General features: G+C 63.8%; 26 protein-coding genes and 1 riboswitch. Of the genes, 5 read left to right on the plus strand and 21 right to left on the minus strand.

The annotated features are described in order from the left end of the window. Window positions 1-87 precede the first annotated feature (87 nt). The 21 genes from hisA to HWX91_RS38395 form a co-directional block, all read right to left on the minus strand. Window positions 88-840 (minus strand): 1-(5-phosphoribosyl)-5-[(5-phosphoribosylamino)methylideneamino]imidazole-4-carboxamide isomerase, encoded by a 753-nt coding sequence (gene hisA, locus HWX91_RS38295; RefSeq protein ID WP_012434504.1) that lies wholly within the window; start codon window positions 838-840, stop codon window positions 88-90. A 214-nt stretch (window positions 841-1,054) separates the two neighbouring features. Further along, window positions 1,055-1,696, minus strand: a complete 642-nt coding sequence (gene hisH / locus HWX91_RS38300) for an imidazole glycerol phosphate synthase subunit HisH (RefSeq protein WP_028199644.1) — start codon at window positions 1,694-1,696, stop codon at window positions 1,055-1,057. Next, entirely contained in the window at window positions 1,693-2,313 is a 621-nt protein-coding gene (locus HWX91_RS38305; protein WP_028199643.1) for a YchE family NAAT transporter, read from the minus strand. The genes hisH and HWX91_RS38305 overlap by 4 nt, the downstream gene beginning before the upstream one ends. 59 nt (window positions 2,314-2,372) lie before the next feature. Next, the gene (gene hisB / locus HWX91_RS38310; protein ID WP_028199642.1) at window positions 2,373-2,960 is read right to left on the minus strand and encodes an imidazoleglycerol-phosphate dehydratase HisB; all 588 of its coding nucleotides are present in this window, start codon (window positions 2,958-2,960) and stop codon (window positions 2,373-2,375) included. A 118-nt stretch (window positions 2,961-3,078) separates the two neighbouring features. Beyond that, window positions 3,079-4,149, minus strand: coding sequence for a histidinol-phosphate transaminase (gene hisC, locus HWX91_RS38315; protein ID WP_028199641.1), 1,071 nt, complete (start codon window positions 4,147-4,149; stop codon window positions 3,079-3,081). 168 nt (window positions 4,150-4,317) lie between these two features. Next, window positions 4,318-5,640 (minus strand): histidinol dehydrogenase, encoded by a 1,323-nt coding sequence (gene hisD / locus HWX91_RS38320; RefSeq protein WP_028199640.1) that lies wholly within the window; start codon window positions 5,638-5,640, stop codon window positions 4,318-4,320. 60 nt (window positions 5,641-5,700) lie between these two features. Then, window positions 5,701-6,399, minus strand: coding sequence for an ATP phosphoribosyltransferase (gene hisG / locus HWX91_RS38325; protein WP_028199639.1), 699 nt, complete (start codon window positions 6,397-6,399; stop codon window positions 5,701-5,703). Next, window positions 6,396-7,667 carry a UDP-N-acetylglucosamine 1-carboxyvinyltransferase gene (gene murA / locus HWX91_RS38330; protein WP_311734552.1) on the minus strand — a complete coding sequence of 424 codons (1,272 nt, stop codon included), beginning with the start codon at window positions 7,665-7,667 and terminating at the stop codon, window positions 6,396-6,398. Before murA ends, hisG begins: the two co-directional genes overlap by 4 nt. A 102-nt stretch (window positions 7,668-7,769) precedes the next feature. Continuing rightward, window positions 7,770-8,009 (minus strand): BolA family protein, encoded by a 240-nt coding sequence (locus HWX91_RS38335; RefSeq protein ID WP_028199637.1) that lies wholly within the window; start codon window positions 8,007-8,009, stop codon window positions 7,770-7,772. A gap of 15 nt (window positions 8,010-8,024) precedes the next feature. Then, window positions 8,025-8,789, minus strand: coding sequence for an ABC transporter permease (locus HWX91_RS38340; protein WP_028199636.1), 765 nt, complete (start codon window positions 8,787-8,789; stop codon window positions 8,025-8,027). Then, window positions 8,786-9,718, minus strand: a complete 933-nt coding sequence (locus tag HWX91_RS38345; RefSeq protein ID WP_028199635.1) for an ABC transporter ATP-binding protein — start codon at window positions 9,716-9,718, stop codon at window positions 8,786-8,788. The genes HWX91_RS38340 and HWX91_RS38345 overlap by 4 nt, the downstream gene beginning before the upstream one ends. A gap of 223 nt (window positions 9,719-9,941) precedes the next feature. Further along, window positions 9,942-10,238: an STAS domain-containing protein gene (locus HWX91_RS38350; protein WP_028199634.1), complete on the minus strand. Its 297-nt coding sequence runs from the start codon at window positions 10,236-10,238 to the stop codon at window positions 9,942-9,944. Beyond that, complete coding sequence (locus tag HWX91_RS38355) at window positions 10,235-10,867, minus strand: MlaC/ttg2D family ABC transporter substrate-binding protein (RefSeq protein WP_028199633.1); 633 nt, start codon at window positions 10,865-10,867, stop codon at window positions 10,235-10,237. Before HWX91_RS38355 ends, HWX91_RS38350 begins: the two co-directional genes overlap by 4 nt. Window positions 10,868-10,981: 114 nt before the next feature. After that, a complete protein-coding gene (locus HWX91_RS38360) occupies window positions 10,982-11,986 on the minus strand; it encodes an MlaA family lipoprotein (protein WP_028199632.1) in 1,005 nt (334 codons plus the stop codon). An 11-nt stretch (window positions 11,987-11,997) separates the two neighbouring features. After that, complete coding sequence (mlaD, locus tag HWX91_RS38365) at window positions 11,998-12,561, minus strand: outer membrane lipid asymmetry maintenance protein MlaD (protein ID WP_028199631.1); 564 nt, start codon at window positions 12,559-12,561, stop codon at window positions 11,998-12,000. A 91-nt stretch (window positions 12,562-12,652) separates the two neighbouring features. Continuing rightward, window positions 12,653-13,420: a lipid asymmetry maintenance ABC transporter permease subunit MlaE gene (mlaE, locus tag HWX91_RS38370; protein ID WP_028199630.1), complete on the minus strand. Its 768-nt coding sequence runs from the start codon at window positions 13,418-13,420 to the stop codon at window positions 12,653-12,655. Then, window positions 13,417-14,238 (minus strand): ABC transporter ATP-binding protein, encoded by an 822-nt coding sequence (locus tag HWX91_RS38375; RefSeq protein WP_028199629.1) that lies wholly within the window; start codon window positions 14,236-14,238, stop codon window positions 13,417-13,419. Before HWX91_RS38375 ends, mlaE begins: the two co-directional genes overlap by 4 nt. A 94-nt stretch (window positions 14,239-14,332) precedes the next feature. Next, window positions 14,333-15,436: a thiamine phosphate synthase gene (thiE, locus tag HWX91_RS38380; RefSeq protein WP_081833218.1), complete on the minus strand. Its 1,104-nt coding sequence runs from the start codon at window positions 15,434-15,436 to the stop codon at window positions 14,333-14,335. Beyond that, complete coding sequence (locus tag HWX91_RS38385; protein WP_028199628.1) at window positions 15,433-16,248, minus strand: thiazole synthase; 816 nt, start codon at window positions 16,246-16,248, stop codon at window positions 15,433-15,435. The genes thiE and HWX91_RS38385 overlap by 4 nt, the downstream gene beginning before the upstream one ends. A 39-nt stretch (window positions 16,249-16,287) precedes the next feature. Continuing rightward, a complete protein-coding gene (gene thiS / locus HWX91_RS38390; RefSeq protein ID WP_028199627.1) occupies window positions 16,288-16,485 on the minus strand; it encodes a sulfur carrier protein ThiS in 198 nt (65 codons plus the stop codon). Between the two features lie 83 nt (window positions 16,486-16,568). Then, on the minus strand, window positions 16,569-17,699 hold the full coding sequence (locus tag HWX91_RS38395) for an FAD-dependent oxidoreductase (protein WP_028199626.1): 1,131 nt from the start codon (window positions 17,697-17,699) through the stop codon (window positions 16,569-16,571). Window positions 17,700-17,926: 227 nt separating this feature from the next. Further along, a riboswitch (TPP riboswitch) is annotated at window positions 17,927-18,050 on the minus strand. A gap of 341 nt (window positions 18,051-18,391) precedes the next feature. Between HWX91_RS38395 and HWX91_RS38400 the strand changes: the two genes are divergently transcribed. The 5 genes from HWX91_RS38400 to HWX91_RS38420 all read left to right on the plus strand — a co-directional run bounded on the left by HWX91_RS38400 (window position 18,392) and on the right by HWX91_RS38420 (window position 23,284). Continuing rightward, window positions 18,392-20,143, plus strand: a complete 1,752-nt coding sequence (locus HWX91_RS38400) for an ABC transporter ATP-binding protein/permease (protein WP_028199625.1) — start codon at window positions 18,392-18,394, stop codon at window positions 20,141-20,143. Window positions 20,144-20,220: 77 nt separating this feature from the next. Further along, on the plus strand, window positions 20,221-20,994 hold the full coding sequence (locus HWX91_RS38405; protein ID WP_028199624.1) for an SDR family NAD(P)-dependent oxidoreductase: 774 nt from the start codon (window positions 20,221-20,223) through the stop codon (window positions 20,992-20,994). Window positions 20,995-21,238: 244 nt separating this feature from the next. After that, window positions 21,239-21,700, plus strand: coding sequence for a hypothetical protein (locus tag HWX91_RS38410; RefSeq protein WP_028199623.1), 462 nt, complete (start codon window positions 21,239-21,241; stop codon window positions 21,698-21,700). 103 nt (window positions 21,701-21,803) lie between these two features. Beyond that, window positions 21,804-22,445 carry a hypothetical protein gene (locus HWX91_RS38415; RefSeq protein ID WP_028199622.1) on the plus strand — a complete coding sequence of 214 codons (642 nt, stop codon included), beginning with the start codon at window positions 21,804-21,806 and terminating at the stop codon, window positions 22,443-22,445. Window positions 22,446-22,543: 98 nt separating this feature from the next. Next, window positions 22,544-23,284, plus strand: a complete 741-nt coding sequence (locus HWX91_RS38420; protein WP_028199621.1) for a response regulator — start codon at window positions 22,544-22,546, stop codon at window positions 23,282-23,284. Window positions 23,285-23,312 lie beyond the last annotated feature (28 nt).

Below are 23,312 nucleotides of genomic sequence, written 5' to 3' on the forward strand. Positions count from 1 at the left end.
CAGAACACGCCGTTGCGTCCGCTTTCGAGTTCGCTGCTGCCTGCCGCGCCGATTCCAGGTTGACCGCGGCGCTTCAGGCATTCGACCTTAAGCGTCGTCCGATTCGCGCAGCCGGTCCGCGAGGGTTTGCGCCGCCGCGAAGTCCAGATCGCCCGAGTAGATTGCCCGGCCGCAGATCACGCCCTCGATGCCCTCGTCCTCGACTTCGCATAGCGATTCGATGTCCGTGAGATTCGACAGGCCACCGCTCGCGATCACCGGAATCTTCACCGCGCGCGCCAGCCGAACCGTGGCTTCGATGTTGATGCCCTGCAGCATGCCGTCGCGGCCGATGTCCGTGTAGATGATCGACTCGCAGCCATAATCCTCGAACTTGCGCGCCAGATCAGCCACTTCATGGCCGGTCAGCTTGCTCCAGCCGTCGGTGGCCACTTTGCCGTCTTTCGCATCCAGCCCGACGATGATGTGGCCGCCGAAAGCCGTGCAGGCATCCTGCAGGAAGCCCGGATTCTTCACCGCAGCCGTGCCGATGATGACGTAAGACAAACCGTCGTCCAGATAGCGCTCGATCGTGTTCAGGTCGCGGATGCCGCCGCCCAGCTGGACGGGAATCTCGCCACCCACTTCCTCGATGATCGCGCGAATCGCGTCTTCGTTCTTCGGCTTGCCGGCGAATGCGCCATTCAGATCGACAAGATGCAGACGGCGGGCGCCGCGGTCGACCCAATGCCGGGCCATTGCCGCCGGTTCCTCGGAAAATATCGTCGCCTGGTCCATATCGCCCTGTTTGAGGCGTACACACTGACCATCTTTCAGGTCGATGGCGGGAATCAGCAGCATAGCAATCGGGTGTTGTCTGGGAGGTGGTTGAAGGTTGGCGGCAGCGTCTGGTAAGCCAGCTCGCCGTAACGCCGTTCCGCTAGTTTAGTACAACTCTTTCGGCACCCTTGCCGGGCGCCCTCTCGCGAGGAAATCAACGTGCTGCGGTGGCGGCGCGCGGCAACCGCCCCGCGGGTCGCGGAACGGCGCACGGCAACAGAACGAAAAAAGGCGCTCACGGGTTCCAGTGCACGAAGTTGCGATACACGCGCAGCCCCGCCTCGGCGCTCTTTTCCGGGTGGAATTGGGTCGCGAAGATGTTATCCCGCGCCACCGCCGAGGTAAAGGGCACACCGTACACCGTTTCGCCCGTGGTATGGGCGGCGTTGTCCGGCACGACGTAATAGCTGTGCACGAAGTAGAAAAACGCGTTGTCCGCAACGCCGTCCCACAACGGATGCGGCAGCGCCTGACGCACGCGGTTCCAGCCCATTTGCGGCACCTTGAAGCGCGAACCGTCGTCCTGCACCTGGCCTTCCAGGTCGAAGCGCAGCACTTTGCCCGGCAGCAGGCCCAGGCCAGGCGTATCGCCTTCCGCGCTCCAGTCGAACAGCATCTGCTCGCCCACGCACACGCCCATCAGCGGTTTGCTGCGCGAGGCTTCAATGACCGCCTCCTGCAGGCCGGATTCGGCCAGACTGCGCATGCAGTCGGGCATCGCGCCCTGACCGGGCAGCACCACGCGGTCGGCCGAACGGATTGCTTCGGGCTGATCGACGATCGCCACGTCCGCTTCCGGCGCGGCTTTGCGCAATGCCTGGGCAACCGAACGCAGGTTGCCCATTCCGTAATCCACAATCGCTATCGAAGTTTTCATTTCAAGTTAGGCAGCAATGCCTTCAATCCATCGACGATGAATTCCACCGCCAGCGCCGATAACATCAAACCCATGAGCCGCGTGCCGATGTTGATCCCCGTGCGACCCACCCAGCGGGCAATCGGTTCAGCGAGGCGCAGCGAAAAAAAGCAGATCGCCGCCAGTACCGCGCCGATCGCCACGAGGCTCAACCGGTCGTACCAGTGCGCCGAACCGGCCGCGTAAATAATCGTGGTGCTGATCGCGCCCGGGCCGGTCAATAGCGGAATCGCCAGCGGCACGACGGCGATGTTGTCCTTCTGCTCGGCTTCATGGCGCTCTTCCGGCGTCGAACGGCTATTGCCGATCTGCGCGTTCAGCATGTTGATCGCCATCAGCAGCATGATGATCCCGCCACCGACTTCAAGCGACCCGACCGAAATGCCAAAGAAGCTGATGATCTGCTGCCCGAGCAGCGTGGTCACCGCAATCACGCAAAACACCGAAATCGCCGCGATACGGATGGTTCTACGCCGCTCCACGTCGCTCTGATGCGCCGTCAGGCTCATAAAGAACGGAATGGCGCCGACCGGGTTGATCAGCGCCAACAGCGAAATAAACGACTTCAGAATGTCCATCGCACACCGGGTGCGGGCAAGCGCAGCCGGTCCTGGTCTCGAGACTGGTAAATGAGCGCTTAAAGGCTGCCCTTGGTCGACGGAATCTGCCCCGCCGCGCGTTCGTCCAGTTCGACGGCCATGCGCAAGGCACGCCCGAACGCCTTGAACACCGTTTCCATCTGATGATGGGCGTTCAAGCCGCGCAGGTTGTCGATATGCAGCGTGACGCCGGCGTGGTTCACGAAGCCGCGGAAAAATTCGATGGAGAGATCGACGTCGAACGTGCCGATGCGCGCGCGCGTGAACGGCACGTGGAATTCGAGGCCCGGACGGCCGGAAAAATCGATCACGACGCGCGACAGCGCTTCGTCGAGCGGCACGTAGGCATGACCGTAGCGGCGAATGCCCTTGCGCTCGCCGATTGCCTTGGCAACGGCCTGACCGAGCGTGATGCCGACGTCTTCGACCGTATGGTGGTCGTCGATTTCGAGGTCGCCATGCGCTTCGATGTCGAGATCGAACAAGCCGTGCCGTGCGATCTGGTCGAGCATGTGATCAAGAAACGGCACGCCGGTGGCCAGCTTCTGCTGACCGGTGCCGTCCAGATTGATCTTCACACGGATCTGCGTTTCGCTGGTATTGCGAACGACTTCCGCAAGGCGCATGGTAATTCCTCGAATCTAGCTAGAAAGCGATAGGTAGGTGGGATGGGAAACAGCGAGCGGTGGCCCGCGCGCTTTTCGCCATGGGGAAAGGCGCTCACGCGGCCATTCAGCTAGCCGTTCAGTGCAATACGAGTTTCAGTCCGGCGATCAACTGGGCGTTTTCTTCGGGCGAACCGACGGTCAAACGCACGCAATTGACCAGCAATGGATGCATTTTACTCACGTTTTTGATCAAAACCCGTGCTGCCAGCAGCGTTTCGAACATAACGGATGCATCAGGCACCCGCACCAGCAGGAAGTTGCCGGCGCTCGGGAACACTTCGGCACCCGGCAGCTCGGCCACGGCTTGCGCGAGTTTCGTGCGTTCTTCACGCAATTGCGCGGCTTGAGCGTCGAGCACGTCGACGTGATCGAGCAGGAAATCGGCGGCGGCTTGCGTCAGCACGTTGGTGTTGTACGGCGGCCGCACCTTGTCGAATTCGGTGAGCCACGCGGGTTTGCCGACCAGATAACCGAGGCGGATCCCGGCCAGACCGAGCTTGGACACGGTGCGCATCACAACGACGTTGTCGAACGCATCGGCACGCGGCAGCCAGCTTTGCTGCGCGAACGGCTGGTAGGCCTCGTCGATCACCACCAGGCTTTTGTTCGCTGCGGCGATGATGCGCTCCATGTCCGCGTCGTCGTACAGCGTGCCGGTCGGATTGTTCGGGTAGGCCAGATAGACGATCGCCGGCTCATGCTCGGCGATCGCCGCCAGCATCGCTTCGGTGTCGAGCGTGAAATCGGACTTCAGCGGCACGCCGATGAAGTCCAGATTCGCCAGCTTCGCCGACATCTGATACATCACGAAACCCGGCACCGGCGCGAGCACTTTGGCGCCCGGTTGCGCGCACGCCACCGACACCATGCTGATGATTTCATCCGAGCCGTTACCCAGCAGCACCTCGCAACCCGCGGGCACGCCCATGACGCGCTTGATCTTTTCGATCAGCGCTTCCGGCCGCGGCGCCGGGTAGCGGTTCAGCGCCACCCCGGCCAGATGCTCGCCCAGATGGGCGGCAAGCACCGGCGGCAGCGGGAACGGGTTTTCCATCGCATCAAGCTTGATGTAGCCCGTGGCGTCAGGAACCGGATAGCTCGTCATCGCGAGCACGTCGCGGCGGATGATGTCTTGAGGTGTCGTCATAAGTCAGTGGACCGGCCCACATGAAGGACGCCGGCCCGGCAGCGGGTATCGGCGGCTTGGGGACTGCCCCAGGTTGGTCTGTATTGTCGTTATTTAACGGGAAACCGCGCGAAATCCGTCGGTAAATTTCGCGGGCATCGGTTTGATGCCCGCCCCGCGCCTGTACGGTCAGCCGCCTTGCCGCATCCGGTATTCAGCACTACGGGCGTGAGCCTGCAGGCCTTCGCCGTAAGCGAGTTCGGCGGCGATCTCACCCAGTGTCTGCGCGCCTTCCGCGCTGACCTCGATCACGCTCGAGCGCTTGAAGAAATCGTAGACGCCCAACGGGGACGAAAACCGTGCGGTACGCGACGTAGGCAGCACATGATTCGGCCCCGCGCAGTAGTCGCCGAGGCTTTCACTGGTGTAGCGGCCGAGGAAGATCGCGCCGGCATGGCGAATCAACTGACCCCATTGATGCGGCTCCAGCGCGGAGATTTCGAGATGCTCCGGCGCGATGTCGTTGGCAATCGCGCAGGCCTCGGCCATATCGCGCACCTTGATCAGCGCACCACGGCCTTCGAGCGACGCGCGGATCACGTCCTGACGCGGCATGGTAGGCAGCAATTCGTTGATCGCGTCACGCACGCGGGCAATGAATGCATCGTCCGGACACAGCAGGATGGATTGCGCGAGCTCGTCGTGCTCGGCTTGCGAGAACAGATCCATCGCGATCCAGCGCGGGTCCGTCGTACCGTCGCACAACACGAGAATTTCCGACGGCCCGGCGATCATGTCGATCCCGACTGTGCCGAACACACGGCGCTTGGCCGACGCGACATAGGCATTGCCCGGGCCGCAGATCTTGTCGACCGCCGGCACCGTTTCCGTGCCGTACGCCAGTGCGCCCACTGCCTGCGCGCCGCCGATCGTGAACACGCGATCCACACCGCCCAGCAAGGCAGCCGCCAGCACCAGCGGATTTTTCACGCCGTCCGGCGTGGGCACGACCATGACGATTTCACGCACACCGGCCACGCGGGCCGGAATCGCGTTCATCAGCACCGACGACGGATACGCCGCCTTGCCGCCCGGCACATAGATACCCGCGCGATCCAGCGGCGTGACCTTCTGGCCGAGCACGGTGCCGTCGGCTTCCGTGTACTGCCAGCTATGGCTGCCGCACTCGATCTTCTGCTTCTCGTGGTAACCGCGCACGCGCGCCGCCGCCGCTTCGAGCGCCGCACGGCGCTTCGGCTCGAGGCTTTCCAGCGCGGCTTCGAGTTCCGACATCGGCAACTCGAGCGCCTCGACGCTCTTCGCCTCGACCCGGTCGAAGCGGTTCGTATACTCCAGCACCGCGGCATCGCCGCGCGCCTTCACGTCGTTCAGAATCTGCGCGACCGAGCGCTCGATTGCTTCGTCTTCGCTCGCCTCGAACGCGAGCACCGCGTGCAGCGCCTTGTGAAAGTCGGGCGCGCTGGAATCGAGTTTGCGAATCTTGATAGACATACGGGTATCCGTTTCGGTAAGGCGCGCGTTAAAGCCTGACCACGCGCGTGGTCAAACACTTCAGGCGGCCGCGGTGCCGGCCTTCGACGCGCGTTCGAATGCGTCGAGGATCGGCCGCAGCGCGGCGCGCTTGAGCTTCAGCGCCGCCTGATTCACAACGAGGCGCGACGAAATCTGCATGATCTCCTCCACCTCGACAAGATTGTTGGCGCGCAAGGTGTTGCCCGAACTCACCAGGTCGACGATCGCGTCAGCGAGACCGACCAGCGGCGCCAGCTCCATCGAACCGTACAGCTTGATCAGGTCGACGTGCACACCCTTGGCGGCAAAATGCTCACGTGCGGTCTCAACGTACTTGGTCGCCACGCGCAGGCGTGCGCCCTGGCGCACCGCGTTCGCGTAGTCGAATCCGGCCGCCACCGCCACCGACATCCGGCACCGCGCGATATCCAGGTCGACCGGCTGATACAGCCCGCTGCCGCCGTGCTCGAGCAGGACGTCTTTGCCTGCCACGCCGAAGTCGGCCGCGCCGTATTCGACGTAGGTCGGAACATCTGTGGCGCGCACGATGATCACGCGCACATTCGCGTCCGTGGTGGGCAGAATCAGCTTGCGCGAGGTCTCCGGATCTTCGGCGACTTCAATGCCGGCCGCGGCGAGCAGCGGCAGCGTCTCTTCGAAGATACGCCCTTTCGACAAAGCCAGCGTAAGCGGCGCGCTCACGGCCGGCGACGACGACGTTTGCGGCATCGAACTCATGCCTGGCTCCCGGCGATACGGCGCACCTTGGCGCCGATGGCGTTGAGCTTGGTTTCCATCCGGTCGTAACCCCGATCCAGGTGGTAGATGCGGTCGATCAGCGTTTCACCTTCGGCACGCAGCGCGGCGATTACCAGGCTCGCCGAAGCGCGCAAGTCGGTTGCCATCACCTTCGCGCCGGACAGTTTCTCGACGCCGGTCACGAGCGCGGTGTTGCCGTCGATCGTGATGCTCGCGCCGAGGCGGTTCAATTCCTGCACGTGCATGTAGCGGTTCTCGAAGATCGTCTCGACCACTTGCGAGGTGCCGTCGGCGATCGTGTTGAGCGCCATGAACTGCGCCTGCATGTCGGTCGGGAACGCGGGATATTCGGACGTGCGGAAGCTCACCGCGCTCGGCCGCTTGTCCATGCGAACGCGCATCCAGTCGTCGCCTTCTTCGACCGTGACGCCTGCTTCACGCAGCTTTTCGGTCACGGCTTCCAGGATCAGCGGACGTACTTTACGCAAGGTGACATCGCCGCCGGCGGCCGCGACCGCGCACAGGAATGTACCGGCTTCAATACGATCCGGAATCACCGTGTGCTTCGCGCCATGCAACCTGTCGACGCCCTGGATGACCAGACGGTCGGTGCCGATACCTTCGATTTTTGCGCCCATCTCGACCAGCAGATGCGCGAGGTCACCCACTTCCGGCTCCCGCGCGGCGTTCTCGATGACCGTCTCGCCTTCAGCCAGCACCGCTGCCATCAGCAGATTTTCGGTGCCCGTCACGGTGATCATATCGGTCACGATACGCGTGCCCTTCAGACGCTTCGCGCGCGCTTCGATGAAGCCGTGCTCGATTGTAATTTCCGCGCCCATGGCCTGCAGGCCCTTGATGTGCTGATCCACCGGACGCGCGCCGATCGCGCAGCCACCCGGCAGCGACACCCTCGCGTGGCCGAAGCGCGCCACCAGCGGGCCGAGCACCAGAATCGACGCACGCATGGTCTTCACCATTTCATACGGCGCGACGAGGTTATCGACCTTCGATGCATCCAGCGACACCCGCCCCTCACCGCTCTCGATGCGCACGCCCATCTGGCCGAGCAGCTTCAGCATCGTGCGCACGTCCTGCAAGTCGGGCACGTTCTCCAGATGCACCGGCTCCGCGCTGAGCAAACTCGCGCACAGGATCGGCAACGCCGCGTTCTTCGCGCCTGAGACGACGACTTCGCCCGACAGCGGGTAGCCACCTTCAATGACGAGTTTATCCATGCCTGTCAGTTCCTGATCGACCCGGACTTCAGCCGGGCCCGCTTTGACTTTGTTCGACGCGCCGCTACCGGCGTCGCGCCCTTCTTGAGTAATTCGCACTAAATTTCCAGATTACGCGTTCTGCCATTCGGCGGGCGTCAGCGTCTTCATGCTGAGCGCGTGGATTTCTTCGCGCATGCGGTCGCCGAGCGCCGCATACACGAGTTGATGGCGCGCGATCAAACGCTTGCCTTCGAAGCTCGGCGAAACGATGGTCGCGAAGAAATGCTGACCGTCGCCCTCGACTTCGAGATGCTGGCAAGCGAGTCCAGCCGCGATGTATTGCTTGACCTGTTCGGGAGTCGGCAACATGAGAGAAGCTCCTGATCAGTGGCGCAGTTTGTAGCCGGAAGCGAGCATGCGCATCGCCACCACGGCCAGCACCACAAAGAAACCGGCAACGATCGCGAGGCTCTCGAGCGGATTGATATCCGACATCCCGAAGAAACCGTAGCGAAAGCCGTCGATCATGTAGAAAAAGGGATTGAGCCGCGACACTTCGCGCCATACCGGCGGCAGCGTGTGCGTCGAGTAGAACACGCCCGAGAGGAACGTGAGCGGCATAATCAGAAAGTTTTGAAATGCAGCAAGCTGATCGAACTTTTCGGCCCAGATGCCCGCGATCAAACCAAGCGTGCCCAGGATCGCCGCGCCAAAGATGGCGAACGCGATGATGTAAAGCGGCGCGCTGAAGCTGACCGGCACGAACCAGATCGTCACGATGAACACACCGAAGCCGACCGCCAGACCCCGTGCCACAGCAGCGAGCACGTACGCGCCGAACATCTCGTAGTGCGAGAGCGGCGGCAGCAGCACGAACACCAGGTTACCGGTGATCTTCGACTGGATCAGCGAGGACGAGCTGTTCGCAAAGGCGTTCTGCAACACGCTCATCATCACGAGGCCGGGAATCAGGAAGCTCGTGTACTCGACGCCCGGATAGACCTGAACGTGACCGCGCAACGCGTGGCCGAAAATCGTCAGATACAACAGCGCGGTGATGACCGGCGCCAGCACGGTCTGGAACGCCACCTTCCAGAAACGCAGGATTTCCTTGTAAAACAGCGTACTGAAACCACTGTAACCGCTCATGCAAGCCCCTCGATCACTTCCGGACCGTTCATCACCTGAACGAACACATCTTCGAGGTCGGCTTTGCGGACCTCGATTTCTTCGAATGTACAGCCCGCCGCGCGGCACTGCGCGAGAATCCGCTCGACGTCGTCGTAGCTCGCCAGACGCAGCAGATGCTGACGGCCATTGCCGTTGCCCGTGCCGCTGTCCACTTCGAGGGGACGCAACTCGGCCGGCAACACGCCTTCTGTAAAGCGCAGGAACAACTGCATGCCGGCGAAGCGTTGCAGCAGCGTGCTGGTGCGCTCGAGCGCCACGACCTCGCCGCGCCGCAACATCGCAATGCGGTCGCACAGCGATTCGGCTTCTTCCAGATAGTGCGTGGTCAGCACGATCGTGTGACCTTCGCGATTCAGGCGCGAGATGAATTTCCACAAGGTTTGACGCAGCTCGACGTCGACGCCCGCGGTCGGCTCATCCAGCACGATCACCGGCGGCCGGTGCACCAGCGCCTGCGCGACGAGCACGCGACGCTTCATGCCGCCGGATAGCGCGCGCATGTTGGCGTCGGCTTTGTCGGTGAGGTCGAGATTGGCCATGATCTCGTCGATCCACGCGTCGTTATTGCGCAGCCCGTAGTAACCGGACTGGATGCGCAAGGTTTCGCGGACGGTGAAGAACGGATCGAACACGAGCTCTTGCGGCACCACGCCGAGCGCACGGCGCGCGTCGCGGAAGTCGCTGACTACGTCGTGGCCACGAACCGCGATGCTGCCTTCATCGGCGCGTGCGAGACCGGCGAGTATGCTGATGAGCGTCGTCTTGCCCGCGCCGTTCGGACCGAGCAGTCCGAAGAACTCGCCTTCTTCCACCGTGAGGCTGACGCCCTTGAGCGCTTGCAAGTCCTTGTAGCGCTTCTTGACGTTACGAATTTCTATGGCTGACATGACTATGGGCCGCGTGCGTCGCGGCGCCTAAAGGAGCCCCGAGGGGGCGCAAAAATGCTGGAAGGGACGAAATTGGGGCCGGTTATATGCCCCAAAAAACGTTTGATTATAGGGCAAAAATCGGCGGCCCCGGCTGAGCCGGGGCGATTGGAAGTGACGCTATGGGAGCGTCAATGTCGTGCGCGCTGCAAGCAGCCTGAGAGGAGAGTCGGCACTTGAGCGCTCACTGCGGCCGACACAACAGGGTGTCGACGCCATAGGCTTGTGCAAGGCTGGCGAGACCAGCCGGCAGGTTGACGATCTGGAACGCGGCGCCGCGTGCCTGAGCGGCACGCTCCCACGCGAGCAGGACGGCGAGCGCGGTCGAATCGAATTGCACGAGCGGCGCGCAGTCCACGCCGTTCGCGCCCGCCGCGATACGCTGCAAACCCGCCTCGAACGCGGCTTTCGCGCTCTCGTGGGTTAGCGTCGCGCCGCTTTCGAAGCGGCTCGCGACGGCGGCGTTCAGCACTTCGCTCACGACTGCTTGCCCGCGGCGAGTTGCTGATTACGCTGCGTGAGGAACTGGATCAACCCGTCCACGCCCTTCTGCTGGATCTGCTCGTTGAACTGCTGCTGATACGCCTGGATCAGCCACGCGCCGAGCACGTTGATGTCATAGACGCGCCAGCCTTGCGGGGTCTTGTACAGACGGTAGTCGAGTTCGATCGGCGAGCCGTTGTTCATCACGACCGAGCGAACCACCGTGTCGGTGTCGTCCGGGTTCATGCGGAACGGCTTGTACTGGATCTGCTGATCGCGGACCTGGGCGAGCGCGCCCGAGTACGTGCGGATCAGCAGCATCTTGAACTGCTCGACCACCTGATTTTGCTGCTCCGGCGTGGCGGTGCGCCAGTTGCGGCCCATTGCCAGCTGCGTGGTGCGGCGGAAATCGGTGTACGGCAGGATTTTTTCGTTGACGAGCTGGGTGATGTGCGAAATGTCGCCTTGCTGGATCGACTTGTCGGCGCGCACGGCGTCGATCACTTGCTGTGTGACGGTCTTGATCAGGGCGTCAGGCGAACTGGAGTCGACCGTTTGTGCCGAGGCACCGGCACTGGCGAACGAAAACAGCGCAGCAAACAAAGGAAACAGGAAGAATTTTTTCATATCGAGCCTTGCTTTAAAAATAGTGCAACCGTTTGAGCCGACATTAACACGCGAGTTCAGCAGCAATCCATGCGCAAACTGCGAGAGTCGTTTCGAGGTGTTACGGCTGCACGATCAACGCAATTTGAATGACGGGAAGTTAAACCGCTGCGGCGGGACCAGTTGACCCGCCGGAATCTGCGTGGTTTCCGGACCGCCGTTCAGATCGAGCGGCGGCGTTGCCGCGCTGCCTGAAGCAGCTTCCGGCGCTGCTGCCGTGCCGGCTTGCGGCGGCGTTGCAGCCGCTGCACCCGAGGCGCCCGACGCGTTCGCGGCAGCACCCTGCGTGCCTGCCGGCGCCGCAGCCGCGCCGCCCTCCACGTCGTCATACTTCGGCAGCGGCGCTTCGTCGCCGTAGTTCGGCAGCGCCTGCGATTGCTTGCCGTCCGACAACAAATACTGGCGGCGTTGCAGATACGCGTTGCGCACGAACGAATACTTGTCCAGCGCGGCGCCTTCGAGCACGTCGCTCGCGCTCAACAGATTCGCACGCGTGTTGATCACATTCAGGCCGTACAACGCCCAGCTCAATCCATCCGGGTGAATGTAGCTGAGCGGATTGACATAGTAATTACCGATCGAGCCGACCGCATCGCGCACCGTGCTCGGACCGAACAACGGCAGCACGAGGTAGGGACCTGCCGGCACGCCATAGTGACCGAGCGTCAGGCCGAGGTCGTTGTCGTGCTTGGGCAGCTTGGCGAGCGTCGCCACGTCGAACAGCCCACCGACGCCGAACACCGTATTGATCACGATCCGCATGATGTCTTCGACGCCATCGGTGATCTTCAACTGCAGCAGGTTGTTCGCCGCAATGTAGACGTCGCCGATATTCGAAAAGAAGTTGGTGACGCTGTCGCGCACCGGCTGCGGCGTGATGAAGACGTAACCCTTGGCGACCGGCTTCAGCGCGTACTGGTCGAGCTTGTCGTTGACGGTGAAGATGGTGCGGTTCAGGCCCTCGAGCGGGTCGCCCTTGGTCGGGGTCGGCACGCTCGAGCAGCCGGCTAGCGTAGCGGCCGCCAGTGCGAACGTCGCTATCTGGACAGTGCGCACGCCTCGTTTGCGTAGGGTCTGCATTTTTATTCTCCTTATTGACCGGCCGCGCCGGAGGCGGGCGGAGTCGATGCCGCCGGCGCGGGCACCGTGGCAGGGGCGGCCGCAGGCGCAGCCGAACCCGCGCCAGGCTTGGACGCACCCGAGTCCGCGGCCTTGCTGTACAGGAATTGTCCGATCAGGTTTTCCAGCACGATCGCCGACTGCGTCATCGAAATCGTGTCACCCGCCTTAAGCATCTCGCTATCGCCACCGGGTTCGAGCCCGATGTATTGCTCGCCGAGCAGACCCGAAGTCAGGATCTTCGCCGAGGTATCTTTCGGAAACGGGTATTGCTTGTCGATGTCGATCGTGACGACAGCCTGATACGAATTGCTGTCAAAGCCGATCGAGTCGACCCGGCCGACCGTCACGCCCGCGCTCTTTACCGGTGCGCGCGCCTTCAGTCCGCCGATATTGTCGAATTTGAGCTTGACCGGGTACGTTGCCTGAAACGACAACGAGCTCATATTGCCTGCCTTCAGCGCGAGAAACAGCAACGCCACGAAACCCAACACCACGAACAGGCCGACCCAGAAGTCGAGAGCAGTCTTTTTCATCGTCATCCCAAAGTGAATCCGCCACGCTGCTGCCGCTTCGCTCACGCGCGAACCCAGGCGCGTTCGCGGAGCAGAAACGTGCAGCGCAGTTTTAGCTGAACATCAGTGCGGTCAACAGAAAATCGAGGCCGAGCACCGCAAGCGATGCGTACACGACCGTCTTGGTCGTGGCGCGCGACACGCCTTCCGGCGTCGGCTTGGCTTCGTAGCCCTGAAACAGCGCTACGAAGGTCACCGCGAGGCCGAACACTATGCTCTTGATGATCCCGGCGCCCACATCGCGCCAGACATCGACGCCGCCTTGCATCTGCGACCAGAACGCGCCGGCATCGACGCCGATCAGCAGCACGCCCACCACATAACCACCGAACACACCGACCGCGCTGAAAATCGCGGCCAGAATCGGCATGGCAATAATGCCCGCCCACAGCCGCGGCGCCACCACCACCTTCACCGGATCCACCGCCATCATTTCCATCGCGGTGAGTTGCTCGCCGGCCTTCATCAAACCGATCTCGGCCGTGAGCGACGTGCCGGCACGGCCCGCGAACAGGAGCGCGGTGACCACCGGTCCGAGCTCGCGCACGAGCGAAAGCGCGACCAGCAGCCCCAACGCCTGCTCGGAACCATAGCGGTTGAGCGTGTAATACCCCTGCAAGCCGAGCACGAAACCGACGAACAGCCCCGACACGGCGATGATCACCAGCGAATAATTACCCACGAAGTGGATCTGCTTCGTGACAAGGCGCGGCCGGCGCAATAGTGGGAAAAATTCGAACAGCAGCCGGAAGAAGAAACGCGTGGCATAGCCGGCCGTGCCCAAGCCGTCGATCACCGAGCGACCCAAAGCACTGATCATGACTGACCTCCGCCAATGCCGAAGTCCGCCGCGAGTGGCGTCTGGCTGGGGTAGTGGAATTTGAATGGACCGTCCGGCGCGCCGTCGATGAACTGGCGCACCGTGGCGTCGGTCGACGCACGCAGCTCGGCCGGGGTGCCTTCGGCATGCACCCCGCCGTTGGCGAGGAAATAGACGTAATCGGCGATCGCGAACGATTCCGGGACGTCGTGCGTGACGAGAATCGAGGTTGCGCCAAGCGCCTGATTCAGCGCGCGAATCAGGTTCGCGGTGATGCCGAGCGAGATCGGATCGAGGCCGGCGAACGGTTCGTCGTACATCATCAGCTCGGGGTCGAGCGCAATCGCCCGGGCCAGCGCCACGCGCCGCGCCATGCCGCCCGAAATCTCCGACGGCGCGAGATCGCGCGCGCCGCGCAACCCAACCGCGTTGAGCTTCATCAATACGAGGTCGCGGATCAGCTCTTCTGGGAGGTCGGTGTGCTCGCGCAGTGCGAACGCGACGTTCTCGAACACCGACATGTCGGTGAACAGGGCGCCGAACTGGAATAGCATGCCCATCTTGCGGCGCAGCGCGTAGAGACCGTCGCGCGTCTGCTGGCCGATGTCCTGGCCTTGAAACAGGATCTGGCCGCGCTGCGCGCGCACCAGACCGCCGATCAGGCGCAGCACCGTGGTCTTGCCGCAACCCGAGCCGCCCATGACCGCGACGACCTGGCCACGCTTGAAGCGCAGATTCAGGTTCGACAGGACGAGCCGGTCGCCATAACCGAAGTCGACGTCACGCAGCTCGAGTAAGGTCTCGGGGGAGGAAGACACGAAACTGACAGTCCTTTTACACGGAAGGCCGAATTATAGGGCCATCATGCAAAAGCTGCCGTGAGGTGCCCTGTCCCTTTACTGACTTTGACGATTATTGCGTAAACGCATGTTGCAGCGCAGAAACCGAGGCAGCCGGATCGGCGGCCTCGGTCACGGCGCGCACAACCGCGGCGCAGCCTACACCCGTCGCCAGCACCTGGGGCAGCACCTGCAAATCGATCCCGCCGATCGCCACCAGCGGCACGACTCCGTCGAGCAGGCGGACATACCGCGCCAGACGCTTGAGCCCCTGCGGTGCGGTCGGCATGACCTTGGTCGTGGTCGGGAACACGGCGCCCAAAGCAATATAGCTGGGCCGGAAATGCAGTGCTTTCAGAATCTCGTAGAAACCGTGCGTCGACAGGCCAAGCCGGATGCCGGCGCTGGCAAGCGCTGACAAATCGGCCGTGTGCACGTCTTCCTGGCCCAGGTGGACGCCGTAAGCGCCCGCTTCCAGCGCGGCCTGCCAGTGATCGTTGATGAAAACCTGGGCATCGTGCTTGCGGCCCGCAGCGACAGAGCGGGCGATTTCGCGCTTCAACTCGTCGGCGGGTTCGGCCGATTTGCGGCGCAACTGGATTGTCTTTACGCCGAAGGCCGCCACCCGTTCGACCCATTCCGCGCTCGGCAGCACCGGATACAGGCCGAGCCGGTCGGGACAACGCGCGAAAGCTTGCGCCGGCGCGGCCGGCAGGCCGGTCAGACGCGGGAAGCGGGCGATATCGGCCGGAAAGGCGTCGTCCGCACGGGTTTCGTCGCCGTCACGCCAGGCCAGAGCCAGCACCAGCGCGTCGTGCGGATCGAAACCGCAGTCCAGAAACGCCGCCAGCGCGGCTATCCAGTCTTCCGCCAGATGGCCTTCCAACCCGTATTTCTCGCCGCCCAGATGGAGCGTCGCCGCATTCTCGGCTGCGACGATCACGCCGGCGCCCTGCACCTGCCAGCGCGCCACCTGTTCGCCGTGCTGCTGCGCGTCGGCGACAACGATCAGGTCGCCGCCGTTCGGCTCGTCCGGCGCGGTCAGGCAAATGCGCCACGGCGCGTGCGTCGGCGGCCAGTCGCCCAGGCGGGCGCGGATCCGCTCGGCGGCTTCGGTGAGTTCATCGGCGGGCGGCCAGAAGAGGTCGCGGCCGGTCAAAGGCAAAGTTTGCGTCATGCAGCACTCCCGTCTTGATGCCAGAACGGCATGCCGATCACCGGCGTGCTCGCGTGCGCGCTTTCGCGCTCGGCCATCGGCCCCGCCAGAAAAGCCTGGCGGCCCGCTTCGACGCCCAGCGCAAAGGCGCGCGCCATCGCGTCAGGGTGCGTTGCCTGCGACACGGCGGTGTTCAGCAGCACGCCGTCGAAGCCCCACTCCATTACCTGCGCCGCGTGCGACGGCACGCCGAGGCCGGCGTCGACGATCAGCGGCACATCCGGCAGACGTTCGCGCAACACGCGCAGGCCGTACGGATTGATCACGCCCTTGCCGGTACCGATCGGCGCGCCCCACGGCATCAGCGCCTCGCAGCCCGCGTCGAGCAGACGGCGGCCGATCACGAGATCTTCGGTGCAGTACGGCAGCACCTTGAAGCCGTCCTTGATCAACTGCGTGGCCGCTTCGATCAGGCCAATCGGATCGGGCTGCAACGTGTAGTCGTCGCCGATCAGTTCGAGCTTGATCCAGTCTGTTTCGAAAATTTCACGCGCCATGTGCGCGGTGGTCACCGCCTCGCCGACCGTCAGGCAGCCGGCGGTATTGGGTAAAAGCGGCACGCCGTGGCGCTTGAGCAGGTCGAAGAAGCCGGCTTCGGCGCCGCCTTCGTTCATCTGCCGGCGCAAAGCAACGGTCACCATGCCGGGTCGCGCCGCATCGATCGAATTGGACAGCGATTGCAGCGAGGGATAGCGCGAAGTGCCGAGCAGCACCCGACTCGCGAAGGTTTGGCCGTACAGCGTCAGCGCGTCGGCGGTTTGGGGGGCAGTCATTTGCATAATCCTGGTCTCCGGCAAGGCGTGGTGCGCGGCTTAGCCGCCAGCCACGGGTTGCACGACATCGAGCTTGTCGCCCGGCTGCAGCGCGCGCGCCGCATGCTGGGTGCGCGCGACGAAATCGCCGTTCAGTGCGACCGCGAACGGCGGACGCGCGCCGAACGCGGCGAGCGCATCGGCGACAGTCGCGCCTTCGGGCAGCGACAACGGCTTCTGATTGATGTGAATGTCCATGGTGTTCGAATACGGTTCAGTCAATAGCGGGAGCGGCACGTGCTGGCTTGCCCGCGGTTATTTCATCCGCGGATGCGCAACGCTCATGCCGGTTCCCGCGCACAGTCCAGTTGAAACAGCTCGCTCCAGCGCGCAGCGCGTTGCCAGTCGGCGAAAGCATCGGCGTCGCCAATGCGGCCGTCGAGCAGCGCCGCGGCAAAGCGCACGGCTTCGTCGGCGACTTCGGGCACGATCATGTAGCCGTGCCGGTACAGGCCGTTGACGCGCAGCGTCTGCGCGCCATCCCACAGCAAGGCCGGACGGTGGTCCGGCAGAGTCGGGCGGCACTGCGAATTCAATTCGAGGATGCGTGCCTCGCCGAAGCCGGGATGCACGGAGAACGCCGCGCTCAGCAACTCGAGCGCCGAGCGCACGCTGACCGGCGACATGTCCTCGCCTTCTACCTCGGTCGCGCCGATCACGTAGAGATCGTCCTGCTTCGGCGCGATATACAGCGGATAGCGCGGATGCAGTAATCGCACCGGCCGCGTCAACTTGATGCCGGGCGCATGCACACGGGCGACTTCGCCGCGGATGCCGCGCAGCGTGGGCAGCACGGGTTTCGCGCCCAAGCCCCGGCAGTCGATCGTGACGCGCGCAGGCGGCAGCGCGTGATCGTCGACCGGAGTATTCCAGTGCGTATCGACACCGCGCTGGACCAGGCCCGCAGCAAGCGCGGCCAGCACCTGACGGTTATCCAGTTGACCTTCATGCGGCAGCAGCCAGCCCTGATTGAAGCGGCCCGCCAACGCGGGTTCGGCCGCACCGAGCTGCGCGCCGGCCAGCGTCACAAAGCCGCCGTCGAGCAATTCGGCAGGCGCGTTCGAGCGCACGCGGCGCTCGAACAACGGCGCTTCGGTCCGGTCGGCGTGATGCCAGACCACAAGCGTGCCATTGCGCTGGAAGAACACCGGTTCGGGCAATTCGGCCAGCACTTGCGGCCAGGTCTCGAGCGAGCTTGCGCCGAGACGCGTGATCAGCAATTCGGCGCTAGCGGCTTCTGCCAACGGCGCCAGCATGGCGGCGGCGACCCAGGCCGCAGCTTGCGAGCCGGCGGCGTCGCCGCGCTCGTAGAGCGCCACGCGATACCCTTCGCCGGCCAGACGCCATGCGACCAGACGCCCGCACAGCCCGCCGCCGAGTACCGCAAAATCAGGTTGAGCAGGACGGTTCATCGCGCCCGCTCCGAGCCGCGACGGACGGCAACGCAGCAGCACGGCGCATCAACATAAGCGGCTGAAGCGCGGCGAGCAGTAAAACACATGTATGAAGAATAAGCGGTCATCGAGTCCTTTCTGTACGGCCTAAAAACGCACGTACCCAGGACGAAACCGGCGGGTGAGGCCGGCCGGGCAAAACGCGCGTCCCAATAGCTGACGCCGCCCGGCGGGGAATGGAAGACTGGCTGCTTCCGGAAACTTCCCGCGCCGGTATTACCCGGATCGGGTGCAAAGGGTCTCTCTCAGCCTCGCCGCCGCTGCATGAGAATCACGCAGCCTGTGGGCAAAGCACCCCTGTTTCGTCGAAGGTCATTAGACCATAAAAGGCGCAACGCCCGCAAACCGATGGCCCATGCAGGCGCGCGGCAGTTGATCCGGCACCATCTTTCGGTCCGCCAATATGGCTGGAGCCGGCGCTCTGGCACAATGCCAGCACCGGATACTGCGGGGCCGCCTGGCCGCGCGCGCGGCGTCGAGACGCAGCCGCCGGGTGGAAATTAATTTTCGCTTAAGGGCCTCGCGCCAGAATCAGGCGCTCACCCGGGCGTGGGTTCGTCGAGCATGACGCCCGGGGCCGTACCGCAAACCGCCGTGGGGCCGGTCCGAAATGGGCCGGCCAGATGGGCCAGCACTTCATCAGGATGCTCATGACACCGAATACCGCTTCCAGCCCCGCGCTGCCGCCGGACGAAAAAGTCTCCGCCTGGAGCCTGATCAAACCTTACTGGGTTTCCGAAGAACGAAAAACGGCGTGGGGGCTGCTCGTCGCGATCATCGTGATGAATCTGCTCGTCGTGTGGATCAACGTGCGCCTGAATCGCTGGAGCGCCGACTTCTACAACGCGCTGCAGACCAAGAACGTGCACGACTTTCCGCACCTGCTGATGGTGTTCACCGGGCTCGCGTTCGGCTTCATCATCCTTGCCGTGTACGGCCGTTATCTGCGCCAGATGCTCGGCTTCCGCTGGCGCCAGTGGCTGACCACGCGTTATCTCAACGAATGGCTGCGCGACAGCGCCTTCTACCGGATCGAACGCGACCGGCTCGCCGACAACCCCGACCAGCGGATCAGCGACGACCTGCAATCGTTCGCCACCACCACGCTCTCGCTAACGCTCGACCTGCTCTCCACGGTCGTCACGCTGGTCTCGTTCATCACGATCCTGTGGTCGCTGGCCGGCGCGCTGACCATTTCGCTCGGCGGCATGCCAATACAGGTTCCCGGCTACATGGTGTGGGCCGCGGCGCTCTACGCCGTGGTGGGCTCGCTGATCATCCAGAAAGTCGGCCACCCGCTCGTGCCGATTAACTACCAGGCACAGAAAGTCGAGGCGGATTTCCGTTTCGGCCTGATCCGCCTTCGTGAGAACGCCGAACAGATCGCCTTCTACAACGGCATGGAAACGGAGAAGACGAACGCGCACACGCTGTTCGGCCGTATCCGCGACAACTGGTGGCAGGTGATGAAGTACACCAAGCGGCTCACCTTCGTGCTGAGCTTCTACGGTCAGATCGCGATCATATTCCCGATCGTCGTCGCCGCGCCGCGCTACTTCGCAGGCGCTTTCTCATTCGGCGTGCTGATGCAGATCTCGCAAGCATTCGGCACCGTCAGCGATTCGTTTTCGTGGTTCATCAATAGTTACGGCACGCTCGTCGAGTGGCGCGCAACCGTGAACCGGTTGCGTGAATTCAAGCGCATCGTGCATGCGCCGCGTCTGAAGGAGTCCGTGTCGCCGGCCACCGCGCATGGCGGCATCAACCTGCATTTCGTCGATGAAGACCGGCTTTCCACCGACGGCCTCCAGCTTGCGCTGCCGAACGGCAACCCGCTGTCGCGCATCCGCGATATCGCGATCACACCGGGCTCGCGCTGGCTGGTGCGGGGTCCGTCCGGCTCCGGCAAGAGCACGCTGATGCGCGCGCTCGCCGGCTTGTGGCCGTTCGGCGACGGCTCGATCGACGCACCGGTCAACGCACGCATGATGTTCATCCCGCAGGTCAGCTACATGCCGATCGGCACGCTGAAGGCCGCGCTCGCCTATCCGTCCCCCGCGGACACCTACACCGACGAAGAATGCCGTGAAGCGCTCGTCACCTGCCATCTTTCGGAATACGCCGAGCGCCTGCAGGAATCGGGGCACTGGACGCGCATCCTCTCGCCAGGCGAACAACAACGCCTCGCCGGCGCCCGCGTGCTGTTGCACAAACCGGACTATCTGTTCCTCGACGAAGCGACCAGCGCGCTCGATGCGGAAAACGAAGCGCGTCTTTATCACCTGTTCACCGAACGGCTGCCGAAGGCGGCGATCGTCAGTGTCGCGCATCGCGAATCGCTGGCGGCGTTCCATGGCGACACGCTCGACGTCGAGCGTTCGGGCGAACCGATCGCCGCATAAACAGCACAAGCAGCATCAGCAGCCTGCATAGCGAGAGCGACATGAGCCGAGCCGATGACGCGAACAGCACGACTGAAATGAGCGACTCCGGCTTCGATCGGGTCGTGCTGATCACCGGCGCGGGTTCCGGCATCGGCGCGGCATTGGCACGGCGCATCGCCGCGCCGCGCACCGCGCTGATGCTGCACGCACGCGGGGCCGACGACGAAGCGCGCCGGCGTCTCGCGCAGGTCGCCGCCGATTGCAGCGCGAACGGCGCACACTGCGCGACGGTATGCGCCGATCTGGCTGAACGCGGCGCCCCCGAGCACGTGATTCATCAAACGCTCGCGCAGTTCGGCGCGCTGGACCAACTGGTCGCGAATGCCGGCCACGCGCAACGGCAAACGCTGAACGCACTCGACACGGATGCGTTCAACGCCGCCTTCGCTGCAATGCCGGGCGCCTTCGCCGCGCTCGTCAAGCGAGCCACGCCGGCACTGGCGACCTCGGAGCGAGGCCGCGTGGTCGCGCTCAGTTCGTTCGTCGCGCATCGCTATCGCGTCGATGCGCCATTCGCCGCTACGGCCGCCGCGAAAGCGGCACTCGAATCGCTGGCCAAAACCGCCGCCGCAGAACTAGCGGCGCATGGCGTGACCGTCAATTGCGTGGCGCCCGGCTACACCCGTAAAGATCGCGGTCCAAGTGCCGATAATGCATCGGTGTGGACTCGCGCCGCCGAGGCGACGCCGCTTGGCCACGTCGCCGAACCGGCGGATATCGCGGCGTTGATCGCGTTCCTGCTCTCCGACGAAGCGCGTCACATCACCGGCCAGGTGATTCATATCGACGGCGGCCTCACGCTTGGCTAGGCGGCACGCCGCTCGTCAGCGCGGCAACGCCGCACGCCTATTGGCGAGACCTTGCCGCGAGACCTTGCGCGCAATCGGCCCACACGTCGCAACATCCTGAAACACGCGAGAAGAGTTCGAAAGCACTCGCGAAGCGGGCAAGCTGTTCCCCGCTTTGAAAAGCCCCTGCTGCAGCGACGATAGTCGTGCGGGCCGTACCCTCTCCGGTCCGCCACGCCACTCACTGCTACCGGACTCTCCGCACATGTCATTCGATCGCCGCTCTCATCCTTCGACCCAGCGCGCAGCGCTCGCTCTTGGCGCAGCCCTGCTGCTCGCGAGCGCCACGCATGCGGCGCTTGCCGCCCAGCCCGCCGAACCCGCGGACGTTTGCCCTGCGCTCAAACATATCGTCAGTGCTGCCGACTTCAAGCAGTTGCACGCGCAACCCGCCGCGCAACTGCCGGGTGTCTCAGCCGCGGACGACTGCCGCGCCAACGCGCACGCCTACGATTGCCACTGGCGCGCGCACTGGCAAGCCGACGGCGTGGTCAACGATCCGCTCGAGGAATTCGGCGCCGATATCGCCGCCTGCTTTCCGAACGTCGTGCACGACGTCAACACGCCGACGCGTCAGCATTTCATCGTGACCACCGATGACCGGCGCGTGAGCGTCACGGCCAGCGTGCAAGGGCAAAACGAACTACGCCTGCGCGTCACGCGCTGAGCGTGGACCCTGCTTGCCGCGAGCCGTTACCGCTACCCTGCACCGTTATTCGCAGCGCCCCTTTGTGACGCCGCACATCTTCACCGCTACCAGGCACCGCATCATGACCTCCATGCCACCCTTGCGCGCTCACGCTTTCACGCGAGCCCCTTTGGCCGCGTGGGTCATGTTGCGGCGGCCCGGGGCCCGGCTCGCTGCCTCGGCGTCCCTCGCGTTAGGTCTGAACGGCTGCGCGTGGACGCTGATCTCAGCGGCCGACGCCACCGGCTCCGTGATTCAGGCCGGCTACGCGATCGCGGCGAACTACTCGTCGCCGACCTTCGTCAACGGCCGGCGGGCAGACGTGCACAACGTCTGCATCGAAGTGAATCAAACAGTATCGGTTGGTGATTTCGTGCCGGCACTGCAGCTCGCGCTCGACCGGCGCGGGATTCGTTCGGACGTCTACAATCCGGGCACCTCGCCCGCCGGATGCGAGGCGCGTCTCGTCTACAACGCGGCGATCGATTACGGCCGCCGTTCGTTCAGCGACGAAACGATCCAGTATCTGTCGATCATCGATCTGACGCTGATCCAGCACGGGCGCATTCTCGTCACCGCGCGCTACCAGACCGGCGGCCTCAATACCGACCGCTTCTCCACCGCATCGACCAAACTCAATGGTTTGATCGACAAGATGGTGATCGATCAAACCGACCTGGAACGGCAACCGATGCAAACGATGCAGACATCGCTGGCAAACTAGAAGAAGCAGACCCGCCTGCTTGCTTTCTCTTACACGAGAAAGGATTCGAAAGCGTTGCGTGCTTTGCGACGCTCGCGCGGATCACTAAGATGACCTGGATGAACCAATCCATTCTGGTCGTCGACGACGACCCCGTCGTCCGCGAACTCGTCAGCGAATATCTGCTAGGGCGTGGCTTCAATGTGTCCACGCTCGAACACGGTATGGCGCTGCAGCGCGCGTTGCAAAACGAGCGCCCCGCGCTGATCGTGCTCGACATCATGATGCCGGAGCTCGACGGCATCAGCGCACTGCGCGCATTGCGTGTCGCCGGTGACGATATTCCCGTGATCCTGCTGACCGCTCGCGCCGATCCGATCGACCGCGTGATCGGCCTCGAACTCGGCGCCGACGATTATCTCGGCAAGCCATTCGAACCGAGTGAACTGGTCGCGCGGATTCGCACGGTCCTGCGCCGCCGCGGTGCGATTGCGCCGAGCGCGCCGGAGCAACGCGCGCCCTATCGTTTCGGCCGCTTCGAGGTGAATTTTCCGGCGCGCGAACTGCGCCGCGATGGGGAACGCATTCCACTGCGCTCGAGCGAGTTCGCGATGCTCAAGGTATTCGTCACGCACGCGATGACGGTACTCACGCGCGCGCAGTTGCTGGAGAAACTGCACGGCAATAGCGAGGCGCATCGCAATCGCAGCCTTGATGTATCGATCTGGCGTTTGCGGCGGCTGATCGAGGTGGACCCGTCCGAGCCGCGCTATGTGCAAACTGTGTGGGGCCGCGGCTACGTGTTCGTACCGGACGGTGAGATCGGCGCGGCGGAACGCAACGCGGCGCCGCTTTCGTAAGACCTGAGAGAGCGCGCCCCGGCGTGTC

Source organism: Paraburkholderia fungorum, assembly GCF_902833645.1.
Classification (GTDB): Bacteria; Pseudomonadota; Gammaproteobacteria; order Burkholderiales; family Burkholderiaceae; genus Paraburkholderia; species Paraburkholderia fungorum.

What these genes read in the sequence shown, in the direction of transcription:
- hisA (WP_012434504.1), bottom strand. Translation starts at nt 840, where the DNA reads ATGCTGCTGATTCCCGCCATCGACCTGAAAGATGGTCAGTGTGTACGC.
- hisH (WP_028199644.1), bottom strand. Translation starts at nt 1,696, where the DNA reads ATGAAAACTTCGATAGCGATTGTGGATTACGGAATGGGCAACCTGCGT.
- HWX91_RS38305 (WP_028199643.1), bottom strand. Translation starts at nt 2,313, where the DNA reads ATGGACATTCTGAAGTCGTTTATTTCGCTGTTGGCGCTGATCAACCCG.
- hisB (WP_028199642.1), bottom strand. Translation starts at nt 2,960, where the DNA reads ATGCGCCTTGCGGAAGTCGTTCGCAATACCAGCGAAACGCAGATCCGT.
- hisC (WP_028199641.1), bottom strand. Translation starts at nt 4,149, where the DNA reads ATGACGACACCTCAAGACATCATCCGCCGCGACGTGCTCGCGATGACG.
- hisD (WP_028199640.1), bottom strand. Translation starts at nt 5,640, where the DNA reads ATGTCTATCAAGATTCGCAAACTCGATTCCAGCGCGCCCGACTTTCAC.
- hisG (WP_028199639.1), bottom strand. Translation starts at nt 6,399, where the DNA reads ATGAGTTCGATGCCGCAAACGTCGTCGTCGCCGGCCGTGAGCGCGCCG.
- HWX91_RS38335 (WP_028199637.1), bottom strand. Translation starts at nt 8,009, where the DNA reads ATGTTGCCGACTCCCGAACAGGTCAAGCAATACATCGCGGCTGGACTC.
- HWX91_RS38340 (WP_028199636.1), bottom strand. Translation starts at nt 8,789, where the DNA reads ATGAGCGGTTACAGTGGTTTCAGTACGCTGTTTTACAAGGAAATCCTG.
- HWX91_RS38345 (WP_028199635.1), bottom strand. Translation starts at nt 9,718, where the DNA reads ATGTCAGCCATAGAAATTCGTAACGTCAAGAAGCGCTACAAGGACTTG.
- HWX91_RS38355 (WP_028199633.1), bottom strand. Translation starts at nt 10,867, where the DNA reads ATGAAAAAATTCTTCCTGTTTCCTTTGTTTGCTGCGCTGTTTTCGTTC.
- HWX91_RS38360 (WP_028199632.1), bottom strand. Translation starts at nt 11,986, where the DNA reads ATGCAGACCCTACGCAAACGAGGCGTGCGCACTGTCCAGATAGCGACG.
- mlaD (WP_028199631.1), bottom strand. Translation starts at nt 12,561, where the DNA reads ATGAAAAAGACTGCTCTCGACTTCTGGGTCGGCCTGTTCGTGGTGTTG.
- mlaE (WP_028199630.1), bottom strand. Translation starts at nt 13,420, where the DNA reads ATGATCAGTGCTTTGGGTCGCTCGGTGATCGACGGCTTGGGCACGGCC.
- thiE (WP_081833218.1), bottom strand. Translation starts at nt 15,436, where the DNA reads ATGACGCAAACTTTGCCTTTGACCGGCCGCGACCTCTTCTGGCCGCCC.
- HWX91_RS38385 (WP_028199628.1), bottom strand. Translation starts at nt 16,248, where the DNA reads ATGACTGCCCCCCAAACCGCCGACGCGCTGACGCTGTACGGCCAAACC.
- thiS (WP_028199627.1), bottom strand. Translation starts at nt 16,485, where the DNA reads ATGGACATTCACATCAATCAGAAGCCGTTGTCGCTGCCCGAAGGCGCG.
- HWX91_RS38395 (WP_028199626.1), bottom strand. Translation starts at nt 17,699, where the DNA reads ATGAACCGTCCTGCTCAACCTGATTTTGCGGTACTCGGCGGCGGGCTG.
- HWX91_RS38400 (WP_028199625.1), top strand. Translation starts at nt 18,392, where the DNA reads ATGACACCGAATACCGCTTCCAGCCCCGCGCTGCCGCCGGACGAAAAA.
- HWX91_RS38405 (WP_028199624.1), top strand. Translation starts at nt 20,221, where the DNA reads ATGAGCGACTCCGGCTTCGATCGGGTCGTGCTGATCACCGGCGCGGGT.
- HWX91_RS38410 (WP_028199623.1), top strand. Translation starts at nt 21,239, where the DNA reads ATGTCATTCGATCGCCGCTCTCATCCTTCGACCCAGCGCGCAGCGCTC.
- HWX91_RS38415 (WP_028199622.1), top strand. Translation starts at nt 21,804, where the DNA reads ATGACCTCCATGCCACCCTTGCGCGCTCACGCTTTCACGCGAGCCCCT.
- HWX91_RS38420 (WP_028199621.1), top strand. Translation starts at nt 22,544, where the DNA reads ATGAACCAATCCATTCTGGTCGTCGACGACGACCCCGTCGTCCGCGAA.